We start from the raw sequence: 22,398 nt of genomic DNA on the forward strand, positions 1-22,398 counted from the left end.
CGCGCTGTTCGGGGGGCTTGTCGCCTGTCTATCGATTGCTTCGAGGGGGGCGACGCCCCAATCGCAAATTCGGGCCCATTTTAAGCGGCGTGATTGCAGCTCTTGCGACGACGCTCCTCCTTCGTCCATCATCGAAGCTGCGATATTGGAACAGTTTAAGGAGCATCCGGTGAGCACTAGTGAACGACAGAAGATGGCCGCCGGAGAGTGGTATTGCTGCTTCGATCCGGAGCTCGATGCCCTGCGCGTACTTGCACGCAAGGCAGTGCATCAGCACAATACACTTGATCCCGAAAATCGTGGCAATGTCGCCCCAGCGCTGAAAGCGCTGTTTGCGGAAGCGCCCGACGATGCGTTCATCGAGGCGCCGTTCCATTGCGCCTATGGTATGAACATTTCGCTCGGCCATCGTGTCTATCTCAATGCCGGCTGCACCATCCTGGACACTGCGAGCGTGCAGATCGGCGAAGGCTCCATGCTGGGGCCTGGTGTCCAGATCTACTGCGCCGACCATCACAGGGATCCAGCTCTTCGCCGCAGCGGACTGCAGCTCGATCGGCCCGTGTCGATCGGCGCCGATGTCTGGATCGGTGGTGGTACCATCGTCCTCGGCGGCGTGAGGATAGGAGACGGCGCCATCATTGGCGCGGGTTCGGTCGTCACCCGCGACATCTCAGAAGGTGCAACTGTGGTTGGGAACCCGGCGCGCAAGGTCTGACGAAGCGCTGCACTATGACTAGACGGCAAGGCTGCGACGCGGGTTTCCTCCGACTGCTGCGAGCACGACTTGCGCCCCGAGAAACCGTCCGTTTCAACCGGGATCCTCTTGCGCATCGTGCTTGCGCAAGCCATGAGAGGGCCCTCGATATCGATCCCGGGCGATTTTTGATGGTGAAGAAGCAAATCGCAATCCTCGGCGGCGGTCCAGCGGGTCTGGCGGCGGCAGAAAGTTTGTCTTCGCAAGGATATGCAGTCACAGTCTATGATGCGATGCCGACAGTCGCGCGGAAATTTCTTCTTGCCGGCAAATCCGGGCTCAATATCACCCATTCGGAGGATTACGAGAGCTTCGCGTCACGCTTCGGCGCATCAGATGACCGCCTGCGCGAAGCACTGGACGGCTTCAAGCCGTCCGATGTCAGAGCCTGGGCAGCCGGACTGGGTGCTGAAACATTCGTGGGATCCTCGGGGCGGGTATTTCCAACGGCAATGAAGGCTTCACCGCTTCTGCGCGCCTGGCTGCGAAGACTGGAGACCCAAAACGTCAAGATCCTGACCCGCCATCGCTGGATGGGGTTTTCAGATGGCGGCTACCTCATCGAAAAACCTGGCGGCGTTTGTGTGATCCAGCCGGACGCAGCGCTTCTGTCGCTCGGCGGGGCGAGCTGGCCCCGCCTCGGTTCCGACGGGCGCTGGCTTCCGTGGCTCAGGGACAAGAGCATCGCTGTCGACGACTTTCGGCCCGCCAATTGCGGCTTCGATGTCGACTGGAGCGAGCATCTGCGGGAGCGATTTTCAGGCGAACCCGTCAAATCGGTCACGGCATCTTCGTCGGCGGGGACAATCCCCGGAGAATTCGTGATCACAAGGCATGGTATCGAGGGCAGCCTCGTCTACGCTCATGCAGCCGCATTGAGGGACAGTTTGATGGCCGGCGAAGCCGCAATATTTGACGTCGACCTGATCCCCGGACGGACACAGGAGCAGATCGTCCGTGAACTTGGAAAACAGGATCCGAAGGCAAGTCTATCGACCCGCCTGCGAAAGGCTGTTGGCATCGACGGCGTAAAGGCAGCGCTCATACGCGAGCTTGCTGGCGCCACAAACCTTAGCGATCGCCATGAACTGGCCTCTCTGATCAAGGCTTTGCCTATCTCCGTCCGCAGAACCCGCCCGATCGCCGAGGCGATTTCCTCTGCAGGCGGCATTACCTGGGACGAGCTTGACCGAAACTACATGCTGAAGGCGCTGCCCGGTTTGTTTGTCGCCGGTGAAATGATCGACTGGGAAGCGCCGACCGGCGGTTATCTCCTGACGGCATGCCTTGCCACCGGCCGGGTGGCCGCCCGTGGCATCGTAGCCTGGCTCGGCCGCAGCTAAGGCATGTCTGCCGAAAGCGGCAACCGGTTTCGCGCCAAAGACATGCGTGACATAGCTGCCAACACTAGCGTTTCGGCTGAAACGTATGTTCCTTGGCCGGGAACTGACCGGCTCGAACTTCGTCGGCATAGGCCTCGGCGGCTTGCGATACCAGCGGGCCAAGGTCGGCAAAGCGCTTGACGAAGCGCGGCTTGAAATCGTTAAAAAGTCCAAGCATGTCGTCCGACACCAGAACCTGGCCGTCACAGGCCGGCGACGCCCCGATACCGATGGTTGGTACCTCAAGCAAGGCCGTAATGTCGCGCGCGACGGGCTCGACGGTCCCCTCGACGACAACCGCGAAGGCACCGGCCTTTGCAACTGCTAGCGCGTCACGGCGAATTTTTGCCGTCTCTTCATTTGAATGTCCGAGTGACCGGAAGCCGCCTGATGTATTGACCAGTTGTGGCATCAGGCCGACATGGGCGAAAACCGGGACCCCTCGCGTGGTCAGGAAGGCGATCGTCTCCGCCATTTCCTCGCCACCCTCCAGCTTGACGCCGTCGCAACCCGTCTCCTGCATCAGCCTGACAGCGTTGCGAAACGCCTGCTCTTTCGATTCCTGGTAGCTGCCGAAGGGCAGATCGACGATGACGCAGGCATGCGACACGCCGCGCATGACAGCGCGGCCATGGGCCGCCATCATGTCAAGTGTCACCCCAACTGTCGTTTCCATGCCATAAAGCACCATGCCGAGGGAATCGCCGACCAGAAGAAGATCGCAGTGCTGATCGAGCAGGCGGGCGATCGGCGTCGTATAGGCTGTCAGGCAGACCACCTTGTCCTTGCCCTTCATCGCCTGGATCGCTACCGTTGTCAGCCGCTTCTGCTTGCCATGAATGCTCACTGTGCTGCCCTCGAGTTCTTGGCTGATTTAATACCGATCACCCTGTTGTCGAGAAGCCGCGTCGTGCCGATGCGCACGAAAAGGGCGACAACGGCAGGGGCAGACTGCAGCGAGGACAGGCGCTCCAGGGTTTCAGGATGGCGTACTGCAACCACTTCGGGCGTGGCAAGCGGCTCTGTCGCGATGAACTCCCTGAGCGCCCCCTCCATTTCGTCGGGACTGTCACAACCCTTGGCATAGAGCCGTTCTGCCTCTGCCAACGCATTCGGCACGACGACGGCGGCAGCCCGCTCACGATCACTGAGGTAGATGTTGCGCGACGAGCAGGCAAGCCCATCGACCTCCCGCACCGTAGGTACCGCAACGACCAGAACCGGCTGGGCGAGATCTTCGACCATTCGTTTGATCAGCGCCACCTGCTGATAGTCCTTCTCGCCGAAATAGGCCCGATCAGGCTGCACGAGATTGAAAAGCTTCGTAACGACAGTCGCCACCCCGGCGAAATGTCCGGGGCGCACCTCCCCTTCCAACTGATTTCCAAGTATTGGGACATCGACCACTGTCAGCATCGGGCGCGGGTACATTTCGCCGACCTCGGGTGCAAACAGGATATCGACGCCAGCAGCCCCAAGCATCGCACTGTCACGCGCCAGATCCCTCGGATACTTGCTTAGATCTTCGTTGGCGCCAAACTGTAACGGATTGACGAAGATCGAAACCACGCAGACATCGTTTTCGGCGCGCGCACGGGAGACCAGCTCCAAGTGCCCGACATGCAGAAATCCCATGGTCGGCACAAAGCCGATCGTCTTGCCGTCGCGCCGGTTGGCGCCAAGCTGAGCGCGCAACTCTGCCATCGTGCTGACAATGCGCATAAAACCTCCTCCGAATTCCTCTGGCCATCAAGCGGACCGGACAAATGGTGGCGGATAGAACGCGATTTGACGAAAAGGGTCAACGCAGGCGGCGCCATTATAACGATTAAGTCGTCGGCTGGGCACGCTATTTGCCGCGCGGCACGCGATGCGATCGGGACAATGGCGAACTTCTCTGGATCCATGTTGTGGGGATGGCGACGACAGGCCTGCCCCAATCGCACCTCATGTGGACAGAGTCACGGGGACTTGTCGCGCCAATTTATCTCGCAATAGTCGTCAGACGGCGCTACCCCGATCTGCGCCCGCTCGTACGTGACTTTGTTTATTCTTTTTGTCCAAACTCCGCCCCAGTGATGGTAGAAGAAGGCCTCGATGGACGAATGCCCTTCATGGGTGTGACGGCAATGTCCGAACAGCGACGGAGGGATGGTGACCAATCCTTATGAGATTCTCGGCGTCCGGCGAGATGCGACCGATGACCAGGTGAAGGCGGCATATCGGCGTCGCGCAAAAGCGACGCATCCCGATTCGGGCGGTGAGCCCGAAGCGTTCAGCCGTGTGCAGAGGGCTTACGAGCTGTTGTTGGATCCCGTCCGCAGGAAGGTCTTCGACGATACGGGCTACGACGTCGAGCTCGCAGATCCCGTCGACCTGCAGGCCCTTATGGTCATCGAAAGGCTGGTCAATCAGCTGACCTTGGACGAGCGCGAGCCCGGCACGTTTGATCCGCTCGCCCGCATGCGATCCGATCTGTCGGAAGAAATGCGCAAGGCGCGTTTCAGCAAGCGCGAGCTCGAGCGCCATGCCTCGCGCATCGAGCATCATCTCGAACGGTTGGAAAAGCGACCGGTGACCGACATTCTCGGCTCCATGTTGCGTGCGCGTATCAAGGCAATTTCGACCGCGATCGGCGAAACGGAAGCCAAGATCAAGGCCAGCGAGCGGGCATGCGAGATGCTTTACGACTACACTTATGAAGTGGACGTTCAGGACGGCGAGGAGGGCCTCGCCGTCGAAGATCAGTCAACGCCAGCCCTGCGCAACAAGCGCGAGGATCGTCCGCTTTGGGTCGTCCCGACTGCCCAGGAGGGGTGAAGGGACCGACACCGCCGCGATTACGCGGCGCGCTGTTCCGTGCCCTGGATTGCGGCTAGCTTCCACGCGTCGGCCCCTCTGCGCACGAAGGTCCAGACTTCCGTCGTTTCCGTCGGTCGATGGTTGTCCCCGCTGACGATCTTGCCGCTGGCGCGTTCGACGAGCGCGTCGATGGAGGAGTAGCGCATGGCGAGCGTCGCATAGTCGGCGCCGTCCTCTCGCCAGGCTTCGGCAATATCGCCCTGCAGCAGCTTGACGTTCGAGACATCGTTGCGCACCCCGTTCGTCGCATTTTCCCCGAGCTCTTCGGCAAGGTAGGACATGGCCTCCGGCGTCGTCAGGCGACGCAAGGTGGCGTAGTCTTCCGCACCATAGGCGGTCTGCACCTGCGTCAGCAGTTGCTCGAAGCGGTCAAGATCGCGTGGGCTCAATCCAAGTTCGTCATTCGGCTTGGTGTCCGCCTGGCGCTGTTGATAACCTGCCCCCGATCCAATCGACGGGATGTGAAATGACGCGCTACCGCCAGGGGCCATGTTACTGGCGGTTGCCCGACTGGGACCGCCGTAGGCTGGTTGGCGGCGATTGGCGAAGAAACGCACGGCAAAGGATATCGCAATAGCGATGAGGGCGATCTGCAACATCATGCCGAGGAAGCCGAAGCCGCCACCGAAACCGTGGCCGAGCAGCATCCCGAGAAGGCCACCCGCGACAAGGCCTCCGATCATCGACCGGCCAAAACCGTTGAAAAGGCCCGGCCTCTGCGTTCCGAGCGGCTGCTGACCGGCGTATGGAGCGTTGGTTTGCGTCCGGGGCGTCATCGAGCGCTCGATTGGGGCGGCCGGCGAAGGTGCGGTGCTTGTGACGGGCGGCGCCTGAAAGGTCCGCGTGCCGCGGCTGCCGAACCCGGAGCTGCCCGCACGACGCGCATCGGCCTCGCCGATCGAGGCAAATACGGTTGCGCCTGTCAGAACGGCAATCGCCGCAACCTTGGCAAAACGCGAAACGGCACGAGGCATCAAAATCTCTCCTGTCACGACAAACAACGTATGTCGGAAGCTTATATAGTGACTGCTTTGCCGGATTGAAGCTTTGCGATGCGCCGATCTTTACTGGCAGACGTCGACCCAGGTCGCCGAGGTGAGTTCGGCCAGGCGTTCGGTCGATATGCGAACGGCCGAATTGGCGGAGCCGGCCGCCGGAACGACTTGATCGAATCGCTTCAGTGAGACGTCGCAATAGATCGGCAAGGTCGTCGGCAATCCGAAGGGGCAAACGCCACCGACGGGATGGCTTGTAACCTTCATGACCTCTTCGGGCCCAAGCATCCGAGCCTTGCCTGCGAATGTGTGCTTGAATTTCCTGTTGTCGAGCCGCGCCAGGCCGCCGGCCACGATCAGCATGGTTTCTTCACCGACACGCAGGCAGATCGTCTTGGCGATCTGAGCGGGATCGACCCCATGCGCCTCAGCAGCGAGCGCCACCGTCGACGAGCTTTTAACGGTTTCGATAATTTCGATATCGGGAGCATGTGCGCTCAAAAACGCGCGAACAGTTTCTAGAGTCATGGACAAGAGCTAGCGCAGGATCGCACGCAGTTGAACCCTAAATTGCGGCATCTATGCATCGGCTAATCCAGTCTCGATCAACTTCACGCTGTTTTCCTGACAGAGGCGACGGATCGACGGCGTCATGCACCGGTCGGTGATGAACGTATGCACCTGCGAAAGCTGCGCGATGCGGACGGGCGCGGTGCGCTCGAACTTCGTCGAATCGGCCACCAGAATGACGTGCCGCGCATTGGCGATGATCGCTTGCGCGACCTTCACCTCGCGAAAGTCATAGTCGAGCAGCGCGCCGTCCTCGTCGATTGCGGATGCGCCGATAACGGCGTAGTCCACCTTGAATTGCCTGATGAAATCGACGGCCGCCTCGCCAACAATCCCACCATCAGAGCCGCGCACGACGCCGCCGGCTATGACGACCTCAATCGCTGGAAGCAGCCTTAGTCGATTGGCAACGTTGATGTTGTTGGTAATGACCATCAATTCGTGATGGTTCATCAGCGCCTCACCGACGGCCTCGGTTGTCGTACCGATATTGATGAAAAGCGAGGCATTGTTGGGGATGAGCCCAGCTGCGGCGATACCAATCGCCTGCTTTTCGATCGCCGCGATCTGGCGTCTCGCCTCATATTTCACATTCTCAGTGCCACTTGGAAATGTGGCGCCGCCATGGACCCGTGTCAAAATCTGTGCGTCACAGAGATCATTCAGATCCTTTCGGATTGTTTGCGGTGTGACAGAGAAATGGCCAGCCAGCTCCTCGACGAAAACGCGGCCGTTCGATTTGGCCATCGCGACTATTTCGGTTTGACGGTCGCTCAGGAACATGAGTCCGGTGTCTTTCGTTTGTGTTTCGTTTCGCCGAATGAGAATGCTAAACAGAGGTTCACGCCTGCGCAAGCAGTCTCAAGGAAGACGACGTCTCCGGTCTGGGGAGCGGCCCGATTTGGTTCGCAAACCGGCGCCCGACCAGCCGGCACCAGATCTGCAAAACCATTCGGAATCTGAGCGTCCGGTACACATTATGCTTGCAAGAAGCGTCGATACGAAGATAGGAGACAGCCGCGTTTGAATTTGCAACTGCGTGCGATACGCTTCTTCGTTTGGACTGGCCGAAGCGGGAGACGTTGTCGCCACAATTGTGGATCCACACGCAGAAGATGTTGTAGATAAGAATGAGCGGAAATATGATCCGTCCAAGCCGTCGAGTATTGCGGTCTCCCTGAGGGCCTTGGAACCAGAAGGCAAGATAACGGTCTAGAGAGTGCCACAAATGACGCGGATCAGATGCTTCAATTGAACACGGCAAAAGGGACGAAGCGGTTGCAGCGGTTGATCGGCGCCTATGTGATCAACATGGACAGCTCTTCAAAGCGATGGGCGGAGGTTTCGTCGCAAGCAGCGCTTGCCGGGATGCAGATCGACAGAGTTCCAGGCGTGGACGGACGTTCGATTCCTGCAGCACAGAGGTCCGGGTTTAACGAGAAAGAATTTCTGCGTCGAAACGGCAGACAGATGCTGCCTGGGGAATATGGCTGCTATCGTGCTCATATCAAGGCATTGGAGACGTTTTTATCAAGCAGCTACGAAAGCGCCATCATTATGGAAGATGACGTGGAATTGCGTGAGGATTTCACGCTGAGGGCAGCTGCGATCTTAACAGCAGTCCCCTCCGCCGAGGTGGTAAAGTTGCTTAATCACAGGTCAAAATGGTGCAGGACGGTCGCCATCTCGCAGTATGGAGATGTTGTCGGGCGCTGTCTGCACGGTCCCCAGGGTTCTGCGGCTTGCTATCTGATCACCCGTGAGGGAGCGAGAAAGCTGCTTGAAAGCGCCGGCGATATTGAGTTCCCCTTCGATATGACGCTTGAGCGCGGATGGAAGACTGGAATCAACATCTATACCGTTCGGCAAAATATCGTCGAGCTGTCCGAGCGGTCAGCCGTGAGCCAGATCGCCAACAGGGCTCAGTACCGTGCGGTGAAGTTGCGAGGCGCCCGCAAGATGGGAACGCATTTTCTTCGCTTGATCGAATATGCGCGCCGAATAAGGTATGCACTCTCATGACAATATCGATACTGCGCAGCCAGACGAGGTCGGCGACCCTCGACGTCGTCATCGCCATTTTATGGCTAGCGATGATGTCAGTCACGTTGATAGAAAGCGATGTCTATCGATATGCTGCCATCCTGCTCATGGTCTTCACCCTTACGCTTCGTAGGGCGCCTCTACGCGCATCGTTGAACGACTGGTTGGCGATCGTCTGCGTGGCCTGGGGTTTCTTGGCCTTATTCAGATTTCTCTTCGGGTTGATCGCAGAGGGTGAAAAAGGCGCTTCGGAGTGGCTGTACGCTTTTGCTATCTTCTTTCCTGCGATGGGTGTGGCGCTGCATACGAGCTGGAATCTCATAAGGCCAATCCTGGTGGCTTTCTTCTGCGGCGCGCTCATCTTGTTGATCATCTCGACGCCGTTATCCACGATCTTGGCAGGAGAGCGGATCTCCCCGGCTTTCCACCATAATTCGATTCATGGAGCGGTCGGATGCGGCTTTATCTTTATCGGAGCCTTTTATTGGGCCCTGCATCAATGGGAGATCGGCTGTTCTGCACGCATCAAAGCGATCGTTTCGGCGATTGCCGTGATGGTGATCGGTCTTGCGGTTCTCAATATTTACGGCGCCAAGTCCAAGGGCGTTTGGTTGGCGCTGCTGCCGGCTGTTGGTCTGATGACTGCCGCGACGCTTTTCTATCTGCGGCGAACGACAGTCCTCGTCGCCGCCATCAGCGGTCTTTTGCTGCTGTCCTGGGGAATCTATGAGGTTCGCGACAACCTGGCGCATTTCGGAGCCGCGACATTCACGTCCGTTGTGGAGATCGTTGGACAGCTCGACAGCGGCGTCTCCGTGGAAGGCGTCCTGCATGATGCGATCGCCTCTCCAGAGACGCCGGCGTCCCTGGACGAACGGTTGCAGTTGTGGGCCGATGCAATCGACGTTATCTCCGCCGCACCGGTGGTCGGCAGTGGCAACTCGTGGCTCACCTTATGGCAAACGACCCCTTATCGCGGCGTCACTTACACGCTGATGCACAATGGTTACCTCGAAATCCTCATCCGGTATGGCTTTTCGGGTCTCGCGATATTGGCGCTGATCGTTGTTTCGGCCATCTATCGTGTTTATCGGGCTTCATCCCAAGGCGTAATCAGCAAGAGTGCGTTTGCGTGCTACCTGACATTGGCAGTCTACTTCGCCTTCACGATCCTCAGCAATTCGAATAACCGGCTTGCTCTGGGCGAATGCTATGCCTTGCTGTTTGCGGCGACGTGTTTCGCCTGTTCGATAAGGCTGCGTTCAGGATCCGTCGCCGAGAGCGGTCACGCATCTTTGCACACCGACGGCTTGCCTGAAGCAGTTACCGCCCGCGTGCAGGGATAGGACCGATGCGAGCGGTTTCCGACAGGTACGTTCGAAGCATTCTTGATTTGCCACGGCCCGCCAAGCGTGTGTTGGCGCTGCTGGTCGATTCATGCCTTTGCATCCTGACGATCTGGCTGGCCTTCTGCTTTCGCTTGAATGATTGGGTGACGCTTACAGGGATGCAGCTTGTCACAATCCCGGTGTCGCTTCTTATTGCCCTGCCGATCTTCATCACGATGGGGCTTTACCGGGCAATCTTCCGCTTTCTCGGATGGTCGGCGTTCATCACGGTCATCAAGGCGATCACGATTTATGGCCTTGCATTCATGGTCATTTTTACCGCCATCAGCTTCCCGGGAATACCGCGCACGATCGGCATTATGCAGCCCTTGCTGTTGCTGTTGGCTATTGGTCTGTCCCGCTTTATGGCGAGATATTTCCTGAGTGAGGCCTACAAGCGGATCCTGCGACAGAACAAGCAGACCAACATGCTTATCTATGGTGCTGGATCCGGAGGCAGGCAGGTCGCTGGCGCGCTCAGCGGCAGCGCTGACTTCAAGGTCGTTGGCTATCTCGACGACGACAAGAGCCTGCATGGAAGCCTCATCGGCGGCGCCACGGTCTACGATCCCGAGAAAATCGTTGAACTGACCGCGCGGCTCAACGTACGCACGATCCTCCTGGCTCTTCCTAAAATCGATCGGTCGCGCCGCAACGAAATCCTGGAGCAGCTTCGTGGCGCCCGTGTGGCCGTTCGCACGGTCCCCGACTTGAATGCTCTGGCCGGCGGTCAGGCAGAATTCACGGACCTGCAGGAACTCGACATCGAGGATCTGCTTGGCCGCGCGCCCGTTCGCCCGGATCAGGCACTGCTGGAACGCAACATTCGCGGTCGGGTGGTCATGGTAACCGGCGCAGCCGGATCAATCGGCAGCGAACTCTGCCGGGGGCTCGCACGCCTGAAGCCGGCGGCGTTGCTGATCCTCGATCAGAATGAATATGGGCTTTACGCCCTTGAGAACGAACTGCTGGGCTCCAACACCGATAGCAGGCTGCAGATCGTGCCCCTGCTTGCAAGCGTTTGCGACGAGCTTCGTATTCAGAAGATCATGGAGACCTGGCGGCCAAACACCGTCTATCACGCAGCAGCATACAAGCATGTGCCGTTGGTCGAAAAGAATCCAGTCGAAGGGGTGAAAACAAACGTTTTTGGCACTGCTGCGGTGGCGCGAGCGGCGATCAATACCGGCGCAGAACGGTTCATTCTGATCAGCACGGACAAGGCTGTCAGGCCGACCAATGTCATGGGCGCGACCAAGCGACTGGCGGAAATGGCGCTCCAGGGATTGGCGGCAGAAGGCGCCAAAACCGTCCTCACCATGGTGCGATTTGGCAACGTATTGGGATCGTCCGGATCGGTTGTTCCCTTGTTCCGCCAACAAATTCGCCAGGGCGGCCCCATTACGCTGACGCATCCCGAGATCATCCGCTACTTCATGACGGTGCCGGAGGCAACGGAACTCGTGATCCAGGCGGGGTCCATGGCCAGGGGCGGCGACGTCTTCGTTCTCGACATGGGCGAACCGGTGAAGATTATCGATCTTGCTCGTCGGATGGTAGAGCTATCCGGCCTCACCATCAAAGACGAGCGAAATCCGGGTGGCGACATCAGTATTGTCACGACTGGCCTGCGTCCGGGAGAGAAACTGTACGAAGAATTGCTGATTGGCGACAATCCCGAGCCGACCGAACATCCCAAGATAATGCGTGCGCGGGAACGATTTGTCGCCTGGCAGACTCTGGCGCCGAAACTTCGGCAATTGGGCTCAGCGGCCGACGGGGGAGATGTGGAGGAGCTGCGTCGCATCCTGAGCGAGCTTGTGCAGGATTATCGCCCGTTCGATGGAGTGGTCGATCTCGTCTCCCTTCGCCAGGGCGTCTCCCAATGACGGCCTGCACTAAGGAATTGGGTTGCATATTGCCGTCGGTTCGGGGCTGAAAAATGCTCCTTGTTACCGGCGCAACCGGCTTTGTCGGTCGAAATCTTCAGCAGGTACTTCGCACCCGTGACGTCGCCTATAGGGCCGCTTGCCGTTCAGCTCAGCCAGGATGTGCCTGCGTCGGGGAGATTGATGGCGCAACGGATTGGACGGCCGCCTTGCCTGGCATTGATTGCGTCATCCATCTCGCCGCGGCAAACCAGAACGTCATCGATGCAGCAAGCGTTGGGGCCGACGTTTTCAGAAACGTGAATACCGACGGGACCATCAACCTTGCCAGGCAAGCCGCCGCCTCGGGGGTCAAACGGTTCGTCTTCATCAGCACCATCAAGGTGAATGGAGAACAATCGATCAAAGGGCGTCCGTTCACTCCACACGATTTACCGGATCCGGCGAGCGAATACGCTGCCTCAAAGCTTGAAGCCGAACAGGCACTGATTGCGCTCTCCAGAACATCTGGCATCGAGATCGTCATCATTCGTCCGACGCTGGTTTATGGACGAGGAGCAGTCGGAAGCTTCCGAGCTCTGACGAAGCTCCTTCAAAGCGGGATTCCCCTGCCCGTGGCCTCGATCGCCAATCGACGATCCATGATACATGTGGAAAATCTTGCCGATCTCATCATGACAGCAGCATTTCATCCGGCGGCAGCAGGTCAGATATTGCTGGCAAGCGACGACGAGGCAGTCTCGACGCCCGAATTGTTAAGGCGGCTCGCGGCTGCGATGGGCCGTTCGCCACGACTGGTTCCGTGTCCTCCTGCCATCCTGCATCTGCTGGGCAGGGCAACTGGCAAAGGGGACCTCGTAAGCCGCCTTACCGATTGGCTGGAGGTGGACATGTCGCATACACGCGGGTTATTGGACTGGACGCCGCCCCTTGACATGCGGACCGCCCTGAAGCGCTCGTTTTGAGAGCTTGGCCGGCAAATTCTGATCTAGGAACTCAAATCTCCCGATGCTCTACGGCTTTAACAGATTTCTGAAGCGACTGTTTGATATCTGCGCTGCAGGCCTCGGACTTGTCGTTCTCTCTCCGGTCTTCATTGTCCTCGTGTTCCTTGTGCGCAAATCATCCCCCGGCGGCGCGCTTTTTCTTCAGGAGCGCGTGGGCAGGAGCGAGGTGCCATTTGTCTGCATCAAGTTCCGAACGATGGCCGCAGGCTCTCCCAACGTCGGCTCTCATGATGCCGCGTCGTCCTGGATCACGCCGCTTGGTCGGAAGCTGCGAACATACAAGCTCGACGAATTGCCGCAATTGATCAACGTTTTGCGCGGCGACATGAGTTTTGTTGGACCTCGCCCGTGTCTGCCATCGCAACATGACGTGATCGCTGCACGGCGCAAACGTCAGGTATTTTCGGTAAGACCCGGCATAACCGGACTGGCCCAGCTTCAGGGAATCGACATGTCAACGCCTGAAGCTCTCGCAGAAGCCGATGCCCGCTACATTCAAAAGGCTGGCTTTTGGCAGGATGTTATTCTCGTACTTGGCACTCTGGCAGGCCGTGGCACCGGAGACGCTGCCGCAAAATAGAGCCAGCCCAAGATCGCGCCGGCCACCAACCTTAAAGCCGAACGTCGACAACGACGCTATCGGGCCCGCGCCATCTGCGTTAAAAGAATGAGCAATGAGGGGTAGCGGAGAAAGAATTGCCATGGCGCCCTTGGAAGTACAAAAACCCATGCCGATGACAACGCGGGGCTCTTGTCATTGCGGAGCGGTTCACTGGGAGTTTCGAGGCACCATTCCTGACGCGACGATCTGCAACTGTACTGTCTGCCGGCGCTATGGTGTTTTGTGGGCCTATGCGTACGACGGCCAGGGAATTCACGTAGAGGACAAGTCTGATGCACTCACGGCTTATATTCGCGGTTCACGGGCGCTATCCTTCAACTTCTGTCGTCACTGCGGTAACCTCGTCAGCTGGCGCGCCTTGAGGCCGAGCCAAAACGGCCAGACGAGAATTGCAGTCAACCTTCGTCTCGCCGAACCTGATGAGGTGGGCGATATTCGCCTGCAACGCTTTGATGGTCTTCATAGTTTCGAGGATCTGCCACCCGATGCGCGCAAGGTAGCTGATGTTTTGTTCTAGGCCAGGGCTTTTCAGTTGTCAGGCAAGGCAAAGACGGCGCAGGGCTCGGCAATGCCCCTCAAGGTGTGCCTGCCCAGAAAAACCAGGGTCGCGGAGACCTCCGCTTTGACTGCGCCGGACAATAATACGGTGTGTCCGAGAGGTTTGCACAAGCCCTCGAGTCGGCTGACCAGATTGACCGCCGGCCCGATCGCGGTGAAGTCCAGCCGGTCTGCAGCACCAATATTGCCCCAAAGAATTTCCCCGAAATGAAGCGCCACACCAAAGGGCAATGACGGCAATCCCTGGCCGTTTCGAATGGTATCGAGATGCATCATGCCCGCGCGAGCAGAGCCTGCCGCACGCAGTGCCGCCTCGCAGGCGCTCCCCGGCGTGCTTGTGACAGGGAAAATCGCCAGCACGCCATCCCCCATGAACTTCAGCACCTCTCCGCCGAAGGCGTGCACTGCACCGGCGATCCGATCAAACCAAGCGTCGAGCGTGGTGATCATCACCGCCGGTTCTGTCGCTTCAGAGAGCGCCGTAAAATCTCGCAGATCTGCACACAGCAGCGCGGCGCTGATCGTCTCGCCCAAGCCGCGGGATAGGGCACCGGCCTGAACCCGGGAAGCACTCCGCCGGCCGAGATAGGCTTCGAGAAGCGCGGCTGATCCTGCCCTTGCCGCGAGTGCCGCCAGGGAAGGAGCGGCAAAGCGTGCGGCCAGGCGCAATTCGGCTATTTCGTCAGGGGCAAACGCACGTGTTCCCGCCCATCCGAGCACCGGACCATCCAGCTCCAGCCCCACTCTATCCTCGTGAACAGCCCCAAGCCCGCTCAGCCATTCATGCCCGGCCTGAGTGGGCACGGTATCGACAAAGCTTAGCGCCTCGATAACGGCGCCGGTTTCGACCCGCCACAACCATGTCCGGCGGGCGATGATCGGGTGCGGCGCCGCAATCGTCAGGGCGCCGCCGGCCAGCGGTAACCCATCCGCCAGCAGCCGACGTCCCATTTCAGCCAGAAAGCTTTCGGGATCGGGTGATGTGCCGGCTTCATCGACCAGCCATGCGATTACGGTGGGCAGATCCATGCCTCGATCATGCCATTCCGAATGTGAACTGTCATCGGCCAGCGCGAAGCTCCGCTACGTCCGACCAGCAAAGCGATCTGGACCGGGATCGCGTCCAGCGGCGCATTGCGCCAATCTGCCGATATAATGTTCCCAGCCTTCGGCGTGGCCTGCACATTGCTCGGCATTGGGCAGCCCGCTATGGGTCAGGCGCAACAGGGTTCCGTCCGGCTTTTCGATCAGGTCGATTTCCACAAGACTTGAGCCGGGCGGGACGATCTCGCTTCCATCCCATCCAAAGCTGTAGGCAAGCCGGTGGACAGGTACAACCTCGCGAAAGGAGCCTCTTGCAAATCGGGCACCGGTGACATTGACGAGGTAAAGGCCTCCAGGCTGCGGCTCGACTTGTGCCTCGGTTCCCATCCAGCGCAGAATCTTTTCCGGATCAGTGAGCAAGGCAAAGACCGCCGAAGGCGGCGCCGAGATATGCGTCTCGCGGTGGACGACAAGGGGCTCGGACATCAACTCCTCCTTCGACTGTATGCTATGACAACGGATGGACCAACCGCTCCTCTCAGAGCTCTCCATGACAGGAGATAGGAATGACAGTTTCCTCAGCAAGGGCGCAATCTCGTGAAAATGGGTCGACAACTCGACCGCAGGTTGCCATCAGCTTAACGCCTGACGCCCGCTCCTGCCGCCAGTCGCTGTAAGGTGGTCATGCTCGCTTTCCCAATCACAAGCACGCCTTGGGCTTTTCAGGTGAAGGTTTCATGTCGGCCGAAGGCGGCACGCTCGCCCTCTATCTCACGATGGGGAGTAGACCGCCGGGCCGTGTTGTGGCGTATTCTTCCACGAGATCGCAAGGAACTGAAGGATGAACTCGGTCGTGGCCTTGTCGCAACGCGTAAGGTTGGAACTCCTGCGCCGGGAATGGCTGCTTGCGGCCAGCATCGCGACGAGTGCCGTGTTCTTGCTTTTCAGCGACGCGATCTTTGGACTGCTGTCAAATCCCCTATGGCTTTCGGCTATCTTTACCTGGCTTTTTTCAATTGTGCTTGGTTGCGCATTGTCAGTCGTGCGTCACGCCGACCACCTCGCGGAGCGACTGGGAGAGCCTTACGGGACGCTCATTCTGACGCTTGCAATCACATCAATCGAGGTGATGGCCATTACGGCGGTCATGCGACATGGCGAAAACAACCCAACGCTGGTGCGCGACACTCTTTTTGCCGTCGTAATGATCATCCTTAACGGCATGGTCGGCCTGTCCCTGCTGGTTGGTGGCTGGCGACGTCATGAGCAGCACCACAATCTGCAGGGCGCCAACGCCTATCTGGGCGTCATCGTGCCTCTGGCAACCCTCAGCATGATCATGCCGAATTTTACACATCCGACAAACGGGCCGCCCTATTCAACCGTTCAGCAAACGGTGCTCGCCTTCATATCCGTTGGTCTTTATGGCGTGTTCCTGACCCTGCAGACTGGCCGCCACAAAGGCTTCTTCATCGATGATACGGGGGAGGCAACGGCAGAGCACATCAAAACCGCAGAAGGACCCCTGTGGTTTCCAGTGATGTTGCTGGTCGCCTATATGGCTCTCGTCGTCTTCCTGGTCGAGCAGCTCGCCGCGCCAATCGATTATTTCATCGAGACGCTTCGTGCTCCGGCAGCACTGGGCGGCGTCATCATGGCTGTCCTTGTCGCGACACCGGAGGCAATCAGCGCCGTGCGAGCCTCGGTTGCCAACCGTCTGCAACGGTCGGTCAACATCTTCCTGGGCTCGGTCCTGTCCACGATCGGACTGACTGTGCCCGCGATGCTGGTCATCAGCCACCTAACCGGTCATCACGTCGTGCTTGGACTGGAGCGCACCGACACTGTGATGCTCGTACTGACACTGGCCCTCAGCATCATCACCTTTGCGAGCGGCCGCACGCATCTCATGCAAGGTGCCGTACACCTCGTTCTGTTCGTGGCATACGTCCTGCTGATCTTTGAAGTTTAACGATTGATCACCGCGCGCCCGATGCTTTCGCGATCAGCACCGATCGCACGTTAAGGCCGCACAATCACCGGGGCGGTGGGTTTCAGTTCAGATACCCACCGCCGCGCGGCCGGACGATGGACTGCCTCAGGCGTGGGCGTGCGGATGATGAACGTCCCAGACCGCCCACAGTGACACGGCAGCAACGAGTATACCGATTACGACAACCGTCCACATCGCACTCGCACTGGCCGCAAAACCGAGCAACCAGGGCGACGCGATCAGCCAGAGGCCGAGCACGAGATTTGCCCATTCCTCCCATTCGGAAAATACCGACAATGCTGCTGTGGCCAGCGCACCAAGCAGAATGGCAACGATCCAGGCGTTCCAACTCGGCATTGCTTCAGCCGCAAACCCCATGATCCATGGTGAGACAAACAAGCAAACCGCCAGAATGAGGTTAGCCCAATCCTGCCTTTTCCTTCCTTCCATCAGAGTGATTGCCATGATGACCTCCCATTTGAAGCCGACTAGGCGTCGCGTGAAACATCACGCTTAAGTCTATGATTTGGTAAGCTGTATGGCTTAAATCAAGACGTCACCGGATAATAGTTCAGGCTCCGATCTGCGGTTTGCTGCCGGGCAAAGGTGCTGCATCAGGAAAAGTTGCAGCATGCGGCCATGGACAATCTAAAGGATATTATTCCCGCGACAAAACGACGAGCTAACTGGCGCGCACCGAACCGACTGACCCGTCGTACACGGCCGGCCCCAACGCCGCCGATCAGCCGCGGGCTGCGCGTTTGTCCCGTTTCTCCTCGCCAAGTAAAAGAGCCAGCGAAAGAGCTTGTCGCTTTGCCAGTTCGATCAGCCTTTCGCGCGCCGGGCGCGGCGTCAGATTGTGGTCAGCGTCAGGAAAGAGATGCAGTTCCACGTTCGGGTAAGCGGACAGTTTTTCGCCCGCGGTCCCGAAGTTGACCCGGAACATCTCCTGGCCCTCGTCACCCTCCGTATAGATGATGGACAGCTGCGTGCCACGATCGGCGAGTGCATGAAAATCATCATGCACCTGCCTTGTGAGCTGCGTGAGCGGCCTGGCCGGCGCAAAGACGGGGGAGAGGCTGCCAGCCATCCTGTCAATCAGACGCATGGAGATATTCTTTGTGACCGCCCCGATATCCACGTCGCCGGCCCATAGACGGCGAACGGTCTCGAGATCCAGCACATTCTTGAAATAAGCTTTGAGGGTTTTCGGCAAGCCTTTGAAACGCCAGCGGAAAGCCACCGGATTGACAATCAGGCAGGCATCCCAGCGCTGATCGTCGACCGTACTTCTGAATGCAACGTAAGCGCCGCTGCAGCGTCCGATAAGAAAAGTGCGTCGGCTGCCTGCGAGACCATCCATGTAGTCGCGAGCGATTGCAACATCAGCAATTTGAGCCTCGTCGTAGAGGACCTGTTTGCGCCGCGCCGGGACCGGTGGACTGTCCCCGACACCGGCGCTGTCAAAGCGCAGGGACGCGACGCCAACCTTCGCAAGTTCGCGTGCAAGCTCAACTGCAGAACGGGCCCAACCGGCGCTATGATCGTAAGCCGTCGTTAGTATCACGGCGCTGACGCCGACGGATCCACCGGTCGGTTCACACAAGACCCCGTACAGCCGATCATCTGGACCGAAGCGAACGGCAGTTTCACGAATTGCGCCCAGTCGGACCGATGCAGTCGAGCTGGGCTTTTTTGCCGGCACTGCACTGCGACCCAGATAGTGGGGCAGCGATTGCAGCCAGTCGATCAGTTCATCGACAAGTGCATCGGGAATGGTCTGGTTCAGCGGGTTGGAAACGAGCGCATCATATCCCGCAAACGCTGTCGGGCGCAGCTTACAGCCGGCAGCCTCCAGCTTGTCGCGAAATGTGGTGTCGCTCTCGAATCCTGGCCGCTCGGCGAGGAAAACGGGGGGGGTGCGGCTGATCTGGAGGCCGTTAAGGTCGATGGCCTTGATATCGTCTGCAACGGCCGGCGGCATGCGTAATCCGGCGATCGATCCAGGTGCGGTGTCGCGAAGCTCCGGCTTAATGGCGAGGCCATCGTCGATGAGCCTCGAAAACAGGGAAAGCTCACGCAGATAGACACGCCCTTTCGTGACCGGCGCCAGAAGGGCAATTGCTGCAAGAGATGGCTCAACGTGCGCCTGCATGAGCGCAAGGCTCGCGCCAATGCCCTGACCGACGAACACCACGTTGCGGGTGCCCGAAAGCATCTTGAGCTCGACAGCCGCCTTTCCGATCACCTCATACCAGGCCGAAAGGCCGCGCTCGGTTGCGGCGTCATCGAGCGAATTTGCTGTTCCAGGGTAATCGAAGCGCAGGCTTGCAACACCGATGTCTGAAAACCGTTCCGCCAGGATGCGGTAGAATTTGCGCGTACACATCTCCTCCATGCCCCAGGGGTTGAGGAAAAGCACCGCAAGATCGCTCTGTGGTGCGTCACGATCGGCTGGCGTGAACAGACCAAGATTAGCCCCGAAGGCTATCGGCTGGGCGGCAAAGCGCGCCTTGCCATGTTCCTGATTCATAGCCGTCTGTTTCACCACCGTTTTGCCTGCAGAACGTCCTGATCAAATGCGAGATCGAATGTATTCCTGACTGATATACTTGATGCGTTAAGAAATTACCGAAATTCGACAGTGTTACCCTGGCTATTGGTTAGCACTCATAAACCGCGTTTCTAATCAGGCTGGCCGCAGCCGCCGGGTGAGCGCCAGGCGCACGCCGGATAGATTGAGCGCGAACGCGGCTGATGCGTAAACGACGACACCTGTCACGATAGGCACGCTGAGGTCGAAGACGGCATTGCCGGTTTGATGCCTGCCCACGATGAATGTCGGCACCGCCATTGTTGCGGTTGCGAGACTGACCTTGACGATCGGGCGAAGATCGAGCGGCAGGCGATGGGCACGATAGGACAGGAAATAGCCGGCGATGACGCCACCAATTTCGGCAATCAACAGCGCCCATGCAGCGCCGAGCAGTTGGAACCGCGGAACAAGGACGAACATGCCAATGATGTTGATCGCCAGAATGACCATACCCTGTGCGCCCATCAAGCTCGGTTTCTTCGCCAGCTGGAAGCTCACATGCACGAACTGATACGAGATCGAGCGGAACAGCCAGGCAAAGACCAGGATAGGGATAAGGCTTGCCGCAGCATCACGAAACTCGGCCCCGAGGATCAGGCTTGCAAAGCCCGGCGCGACCAGCGCCAGTCCAACGACCATTGGCATGAGCACCGTCAACAGCACCTCAGCCGTTTCCATCAGATGCCGGTTGGTGGCCTTGTGGCCCTCCTGCGCCAAAAGACGGATTGCGACCGGAATTGTCGCCGAACCGATCGCAACTCCAGGAAACAGGATGATCTGCCGGACCAGGTCTGCTGCGGCACCATAGACGCCCGCGGCCGTCTCGCCGATGTAGGTGACGATGATCATGCGGTCGAGAACCGTATGAAGCACGAAAATAAAGGACGAGGCTGTCATCGGCAGGCCAAAGCGCAGCATATCCCACAGCAATCCGGGGTCGAAGGGATGGCGCGGTCGGCGCCACACGTCGGGCGCATAGATCAACAGGGTCACGAGGTAGGAGCAGGCAACACTTGCGAGCAGGCCCTGCCCGCCCATGCCGAAGACCATCACCAGGGTTGTGGAGAAGACGAGCGTCAAGATGGCGCGCAGGATGACCGACCACATGTAGGCGCCGGTCTGCTGGCGAGAGCGGAACACCTCCTGCACGAACTCGAACAACCCGACCATAAACGCGACGAAGACGGCAGGTACGACATAGGTCGAGGAATCTTCGGCTATCAGCCACGTCACGACAATAACGAGCGGACTGAGCAGCATCAGTCCGATATAGCCGCAAAGCGCGGTGGCGCGGACGTCTTTCGATCCACCTTCGGAATCGAACCGCAGCACGGAAAATTTTATCCATCCGAACAGCAAGGTCGTTATGACGCCGGCAACGCCCGTGCCCACGACATAAATACCGTATTCGTGAGGGCTCAACATTCGGGTGAAGAGCACGACCGAAACGAACCCGAACAACGCCGAAACGGCGTTGGCAACCATATATGTCGAGATCTGGCGAAACATCATTCGGCCGCACGCGTGAATTCGTCGATCACCTGCATCAGCGCCTTTGGCCGGCATCCGGCATCGAGCGGCAGCGGACGGTTGGGCTTGCCATCGTCGCGCTTGAACCACATCGGCACCCAGGTATAGCGATCGGTGATGCCCCAGGTCAGAATTGCACTCGGCCGTCCCGCGTCGAAGATTGCGCCAAGGAAGTCGCGCGCTCGTGTCGCGACAAGCTGATCACGGTCATATTCGAGGGCCGGCAGCTTATTGTCGATCACATCAAGTTCGGTCACGACAACGTCGAGCTGCAGTTCCTTCACCGCTTCGACGAATTTCGACAGGCCCTCCCTGTCGATTTCCATGTCGCCCGGAAGATGGCCCTGGATGCCGACGGCATGAAGGGGCACGTCGCGATCCTTGAGATCGCGCAAGAGGTCAAGCAACGCCTGGCGCCGATCCCGGCACTGGTGTGTCGGGTTCTCGACATTGTAGTCGTTGATGACGAGCTGCGCGGAGGGATCAATCGCGGCCGTGGTGCGCAGCGCAAGGTCGATATATCGCTTGCCGAGACGCTCCTGCCAGATCGAATCGCGGATTGCAGCTCCGCCTTTGGGGTCTTCGGCAATCGCCTCGTTGACGACATCCCAGCTTGGAATCCGTCCCTGGTAGCGTCCAACGACCGTGGTGATGTGATGGACCAGCTGGCGCTCGGCTTGCGCCGTGCTCGCGATGGTATTTGTCCACTCCGGCATGGCGCCGTGCCAGGCAAGCGTGTGTCCACGCATTTTCATGCCGTTCTGATCGGCAAAGGCGATCAGCCGGTCAGGCTGATCGAACACGAACTGGTCCTCGCTCGGCCGCAAGTCAAACCACTTCAGTCCACCTTCACCCACGACGAGTTGGCAATGGTCGACGATGGCCGCCCTGTAGTCGAACTCGGTATCGAGAAGATCGGTGCGTACCGCCGCGCCGTAAGGAATGCCCCGTCCTGAGAAAGCTGCCTTGGCAGTTCGGTCCGTTCGGACAAAAGGGTCGAGTGCGCCGGAGGATGCCAGTCCGGCACCCAATGCGCCGAGAACGAAGTCCCGCCTGCGCATGAATGGATATCCTTGAGATTGCGTATAAATGAACCAGAAATTCGACCGCGCGGGCGGGCAAGACCTTCATCGTCTACTGTTTAGTCGAGACTTGCTTTGCG

At 58.8% G+C, this 22,398-nt stretch carries 21 protein-coding genes; 10 read left to right on the top strand and 11 right to left on the bottom strand.

From position 1 onward, the window contains the following. Positions 1–169 precede the first annotated feature (169 nt). Both ATY80_RS02250 and ATY80_RS02255 read left to right on the top strand, forming a co-directional pair. Positions 170–718, top strand: coding sequence for a sugar O-acetyltransferase (locus ATY80_RS02250; RefSeq protein ID WP_088690854.1), 549 nt, complete (start codon positions 170–172; stop codon positions 716–718). Positions 719–888: 170 nt separating this feature from the next. Continuing rightward, positions 889–2,100, top strand: a complete 1,212-nt coding sequence (locus ATY80_RS02255; protein ID WP_088690855.1) for a TIGR03862 family flavoprotein — start codon at positions 889–891, stop codon at positions 2,098–2,100. A 64-nt stretch (positions 2,101–2,164) separates the two neighbouring features. On the opposite strand, the gene panB is transcribed toward ATY80_RS02255, so the two are convergent. Together panB and panC are read right to left on the bottom strand one after the other, a co-directional pair. Beyond that, positions 2,165–2,986 (bottom strand): 3-methyl-2-oxobutanoate hydroxymethyltransferase, encoded by an 822-nt coding sequence (gene panB, locus ATY80_RS02260; RefSeq protein WP_088690856.1) that lies wholly within the window; start codon positions 2,984–2,986, stop codon positions 2,165–2,167. Then, positions 2,983–3,861, bottom strand: a complete 879-nt coding sequence (panC, locus tag ATY80_RS02265) for a pantoate--beta-alanine ligase (RefSeq protein ID WP_088690857.1) — start codon at positions 3,859–3,861, stop codon at positions 2,983–2,985. The genes panB and panC overlap by 4 nt, the downstream gene beginning before the upstream one ends. A 432-nt stretch (positions 3,862–4,293) precedes the next feature. Between panC and ATY80_RS02270 the strand changes: the two genes are divergently transcribed. Continuing rightward, complete coding sequence (locus ATY80_RS02270; RefSeq protein ID WP_088691463.1) at positions 4,294–4,959, top strand: J domain-containing protein; 666 nt, start codon at positions 4,294–4,296, stop codon at positions 4,957–4,959. Between the two features lie 20 nt (positions 4,960–4,979). Here the strand turns inward: ATY80_RS02270 and ATY80_RS02275 are convergent, their stop codons facing one another. The 3 genes from ATY80_RS02275 to ATY80_RS02285 form a co-directional block, all read right to left on the bottom strand. Further along, entirely contained in the window at positions 4,980–5,975 is a 996-nt protein-coding gene (locus ATY80_RS02275; protein ID WP_088690858.1) for a Tim44 domain-containing protein, read from the bottom strand. A gap of 90 nt (positions 5,976–6,065) precedes the next feature. Further along, a complete protein-coding gene (locus ATY80_RS02280; protein ID WP_088690859.1) occupies positions 6,066–6,524 on the bottom strand; it encodes a YbaK/EbsC family protein in 459 nt (152 codons plus the stop codon). A gap of 51 nt (positions 6,525–6,575) precedes the next feature. Next, positions 6,576–7,349 carry a DeoR/GlpR family DNA-binding transcription regulator gene (locus ATY80_RS02285; RefSeq protein ID WP_088690860.1) on the bottom strand — a complete coding sequence of 258 codons (774 nt, stop codon included), beginning with the start codon at positions 7,347–7,349 and terminating at the stop codon, positions 6,576–6,578. A gap of 459 nt (positions 7,350–7,808) precedes the next feature. Here ATY80_RS02285 and ATY80_RS02290 point away from each other — a divergent pair, with 459 nt between their 5' ends. From ATY80_RS02290 to ATY80_RS02315, 6 genes are all read left to right on the top strand, one after another. Beyond that, on the top strand, positions 7,809–8,588 hold the full coding sequence (locus tag ATY80_RS02290; RefSeq protein ID WP_189637064.1) for a glycosyltransferase family 25 protein: 780 nt from the start codon (positions 7,809–7,811) through the stop codon (positions 8,586–8,588). 74 nt (positions 8,589–8,662) lie between these two features. Continuing rightward, complete coding sequence (locus ATY80_RS02295; RefSeq protein WP_245306764.1) at positions 8,663–9,955, top strand: O-antigen ligase family protein; 1,293 nt, start codon at positions 8,663–8,665, stop codon at positions 9,953–9,955. A gap of 5 nt (positions 9,956–9,960) precedes the next feature. Further along, positions 9,961–11,886: a nucleoside-diphosphate sugar epimerase/dehydratase gene (locus ATY80_RS02300; protein WP_088690862.1), complete on the top strand. Its 1,926-nt coding sequence runs from the start codon at positions 9,961–9,963 to the stop codon at positions 11,884–11,886. 53 nt (positions 11,887–11,939) lie between these two features. After that, the gene (locus ATY80_RS02305) at positions 11,940–12,851 is read left to right on the top strand and encodes an NAD-dependent epimerase/dehydratase family protein (RefSeq protein ID WP_088690863.1); all 912 of its coding nucleotides are present in this window, start codon (positions 11,940–11,942) and stop codon (positions 12,849–12,851) included. 43 nt (positions 12,852–12,894) lie between these two features. Continuing rightward, complete coding sequence (locus ATY80_RS02310; RefSeq protein ID WP_088690864.1) at positions 12,895–13,473, top strand: sugar transferase; 579 nt, start codon at positions 12,895–12,897, stop codon at positions 13,471–13,473. Between the two features lie 121 nt (positions 13,474–13,594). Then, complete coding sequence (locus ATY80_RS02315; protein ID WP_088690865.1) at positions 13,595–14,032, top strand: GFA family protein; 438 nt, start codon at positions 13,595–13,597, stop codon at positions 14,030–14,032. 11 nt (positions 14,033–14,043) lie between these two features. Here the strand turns inward: ATY80_RS02315 and ATY80_RS02320 are convergent, their stop codons facing one another. Both ATY80_RS02320 and ATY80_RS02325 read right to left on the bottom strand, forming a co-directional pair. After that, positions 14,044–15,102 (bottom strand): adenylate/guanylate cyclase domain-containing protein, encoded by a 1,059-nt coding sequence (locus ATY80_RS02320; protein WP_088690866.1) that lies wholly within the window; start codon positions 15,100–15,102, stop codon positions 14,044–14,046. Positions 15,103–15,156: 54 nt separating this feature from the next. After that, positions 15,157–15,603 (bottom strand): SRPBCC family protein, encoded by a 447-nt coding sequence (locus ATY80_RS02325; protein ID WP_088690867.1) that lies wholly within the window; start codon positions 15,601–15,603, stop codon positions 15,157–15,159. Between the two features lie 355 nt (positions 15,604–15,958). Between ATY80_RS02325 and ATY80_RS02330 the strand changes: the two genes are divergently transcribed. Continuing rightward, positions 15,959–17,089: a calcium:proton antiporter gene (locus ATY80_RS02330; RefSeq protein ID WP_088690868.1), complete on the top strand. Its 1,131-nt coding sequence runs from the start codon at positions 15,959–15,961 to the stop codon at positions 17,087–17,089. Positions 17,090–17,215: 126 nt separating this feature from the next. On the opposite strand, the gene ATY80_RS02335 is transcribed toward ATY80_RS02330, so the two are convergent. The 4 genes from ATY80_RS02335 to ATY80_RS02350 form a co-directional block, all read right to left on the bottom strand. Further along, the gene (locus ATY80_RS02335) at positions 17,216–17,575 is read right to left on the bottom strand and encodes an SPW repeat protein (RefSeq protein ID WP_088690869.1); all 360 of its coding nucleotides are present in this window, start codon (positions 17,573–17,575) and stop codon (positions 17,216–17,218) included. Positions 17,576–17,852: 277 nt separating this feature from the next. Then, positions 17,853–19,643, bottom strand: a complete 1,791-nt coding sequence (locus ATY80_RS02340) for an alpha/beta fold hydrolase (RefSeq protein ID WP_245306740.1) — start codon at positions 19,641–19,643, stop codon at positions 17,853–17,855. A gap of 156 nt (positions 19,644–19,799) precedes the next feature. Continuing rightward, entirely contained in the window at positions 19,800–21,218 is a 1,419-nt protein-coding gene (locus tag ATY80_RS02345) for an oligosaccharide flippase family protein (protein WP_088690871.1), read from the bottom strand. Continuing rightward, a complete protein-coding gene (locus tag ATY80_RS02350; RefSeq protein ID WP_088690872.1) occupies positions 21,215–22,297 on the bottom strand; it encodes an endo-1,4-beta-xylanase in 1,083 nt (360 codons plus the stop codon). Before ATY80_RS02350 ends, ATY80_RS02345 begins: the two co-directional genes overlap by 4 nt. Positions 22,298–22,398: the final 101 nt, after the last annotated feature.

This window comes from Rhizobium sp. R711, from assembly GCF_002211365.1.
Taxonomy (GTDB): Bacteria; Pseudomonadota; Alphaproteobacteria; order Rhizobiales; family Rhizobiaceae; genus Rhizobium.

Coding starts and splice junctions, on each gene's coding strand:
- ATY80_RS02255 (WP_088690855.1), top strand. CDS start 889: ATGGTGAAGAAGCAAATCGCAATCCTCGGCGGCGGTCCAGCGGGTCTG.
- panC (WP_088690857.1), bottom strand. CDS start 3,861: ATGCGCATTGTCAGCACGATGGCAGAGTTGCGCGCTCAGCTTGGCGCC.
- ATY80_RS02275 (WP_088690858.1), bottom strand. CDS start 5,975: ATGCCTCGTGCCGTTTCGCGTTTTGCCAAGGTTGCGGCGATTGCCGTT.
- ATY80_RS02280 (WP_088690859.1), bottom strand. CDS start 6,524: ATGACTCTAGAAACTGTTCGCGCGTTTTTGAGCGCACATGCTCCCGAT.
- ATY80_RS02285 (WP_088690860.1), bottom strand. CDS start 7,349: ATGTTCCTGAGCGACCGTCAAACCGAAATAGTCGCGATGGCCAAATCG.
- ATY80_RS02290 (WP_189637064.1), top strand. CDS start 7,809: ATGCTTCAATTGAACACGGCAAAAGGGACGAAGCGGTTGCAGCGGTTG.
- ATY80_RS02295 (WP_245306764.1), top strand. CDS start 8,663: ATGTCAGTCACGTTGATAGAAAGCGATGTCTATCGATATGCTGCCATC.
- ATY80_RS02300 (WP_088690862.1), top strand. CDS start 9,961: ATGCGAGCGGTTTCCGACAGGTACGTTCGAAGCATTCTTGATTTGCCA.
- ATY80_RS02305 (WP_088690863.1), top strand. CDS start 11,940: ATGCTCCTTGTTACCGGCGCAACCGGCTTTGTCGGTCGAAATCTTCAG.
- ATY80_RS02310 (WP_088690864.1), top strand. CDS start 12,895: ATGCTCTACGGCTTTAACAGATTTCTGAAGCGACTGTTTGATATCTGC.
- ATY80_RS02315 (WP_088690865.1), top strand. CDS start 13,595: ATGGCGCCCTTGGAAGTACAAAAACCCATGCCGATGACAACGCGGGGC.
- ATY80_RS02320 (WP_088690866.1), bottom strand. CDS start 15,102: ATGGATCTGCCCACCGTAATCGCATGGCTGGTCGATGAAGCCGGCACA.
- ATY80_RS02325 (WP_088690867.1), bottom strand. CDS start 15,603: ATGTCCGAGCCCCTTGTCGTCCACCGCGAGACGCATATCTCGGCGCCG.
- ATY80_RS02330 (WP_088690868.1), top strand. CDS start 15,959: ATGAACTCGGTCGTGGCCTTGTCGCAACGCGTAAGGTTGGAACTCCTG.
- ATY80_RS02335 (WP_088690869.1), bottom strand. CDS start 17,575: ATGGCAATCACTCTGATGGAAGGAAGGAAAAGGCAGGATTGGGCTAAC.
- ATY80_RS02340 (WP_245306740.1), bottom strand. CDS start 19,643: ATGAATCAGGAACATGGCAAGGCGCGCTTTGCCGCCCAGCCGATAGCC.
- ATY80_RS02345 (WP_088690871.1), bottom strand. CDS start 21,218: ATGATGTTTCGCCAGATCTCGACATATATGGTTGCCAACGCCGTTTCG.
- ATY80_RS02350 (WP_088690872.1), bottom strand. CDS start 22,297: ATGCGCAGGCGGGACTTCGTTCTCGGCGCATTGGGTGCCGGACTGGCA.